This window comes from Methylobacterium indicum (assembly GCF_001043895.1).
Taxonomy (GTDB): domain Bacteria; phylum Pseudomonadota; class Alphaproteobacteria; order Rhizobiales; family Beijerinckiaceae; genus Methylobacterium; species Methylobacterium indicum.
Genome location: NZ_JTHF01000468.1, coordinates 1 through 1,230, shown reverse-complemented (window position 1 = coordinate 1,230; position 1,230 = coordinate 1). Strand labels below are relative to the sequence as shown.

The window sequence follows — 1,230 nt, the reverse complement described above, 5'->3', positions numbered from 1 at the left end:
CTTCGGCTGGGCGAGCGCCGGGGCGGCCGCGAGACCGAGCCCGAGGCCGGCCAGGGCGAAAGCGGTGGCGACCTGGTGCGGGCGCGCGGGACGATTCGCGAAGAACATCAGGAGTGGACCCCTCAAACGGCAGGAAAGCCGAACGGCAAGAACGTCGGTGGCCGATGGCGCACGGACCCGCTGGGACGGGTGCGCCGGCGGCAGCGGAGCGCGACCGCAGGGCTCCGCCCGGCCTCCGGGGCGCCTGCTTTCCCCCGGATTGAGGCGAAGGCAAGGCCTGCCGGCTGCCGGCCGAGGGCCCCTTAGCCCATACGGCTGCCGACCGCGAGGGGGCCGGCCGGCTTAAAGCGGCCTTAACCATGCGGCGGCAGGATGCCGGGTGGGCCGGGATGCCCCTCGGGCCAGCGTGCCCGATGGGCTCAGGATGCCCGGCAGGCCTTGAGTGCGGACGGGGTGACGGCGGTGGCGGCTCAGGCGATGATGAGACGAGACGACGCGTCGTTCCCCTGCGTCATGGCGCCCGACGCGCCCGACCACGTGCCTGGCCATGTGCCCGGCCATGCGCCCTCCTCGGCCCCGATGGGCCTCGGCGCGCTGCTTGCCGCCGTCGCCGACCGGCATCCGGCCCGCATCGCCTTCGTCGATCAGGCGAGCAAGCCGGATTGGTGCGGCCGCCCCGCCATCGCCTGGACCTATGCCGCCGCCCGCGAGATCGTCGCGCGCCTGGCGGAGGGCCTCCAACAGCTCCGGTTGCCGCCGAGGAGCCCCGTCGGCCTGTGCATGGCCGGCATGGCCGAGGCGCATCTCGCCTTCCTGGCGATCGAGCAGGCCGGCCACGTCCCCTGCCTGCTGCCCGTCACCTGGGACGAGGACCGCCTGCTCCAGGCCGTCGAGGCGGCGCAGATCCTCGCCATCCTGACCCAGGGCGTGCTCGGGGCCGAGCGGCCCGCCGAGACGATGTGCCGGGTCGCGATGCGCTACTTCCCGCTGCGCTTCGTCGCCGCCTTCGGTCCGCACGTCCCGGACGGCGTCATCAGCCTCGATCAGGTCGTCCTGGACCACCGCGGCGACGAAGCGCAGCGGGAAGTAGCGCATCGCGACCCGGCACATCGTCTCGGCGGGCCGCTCGGCCCCGAGCACGCCCTGGGTCAGGGTGGCGAGGATCTGCGCCGCCTCGACGGCCCGGAGCAGGCGGGTCTTGTTCCCGGGGACGGGGCGCAGGGCGGGGGG

1 protein-coding gene is annotated in these 1,230 nt (G+C 74.5%); it reads left to right on the top strand.

Annotation, left to right across the window (positions count from 1 at the left end; all coding sequences use genetic code 11):
* Positions 1–438 precede the first annotated feature (438 nt).
* Positions 439–1,230, top strand: a 792-nt coding sequence (locus QR78_RS31550) for an AMP-binding protein (RefSeq protein WP_425284309.1), incomplete at its 3' end; no start/stop codon positions are given.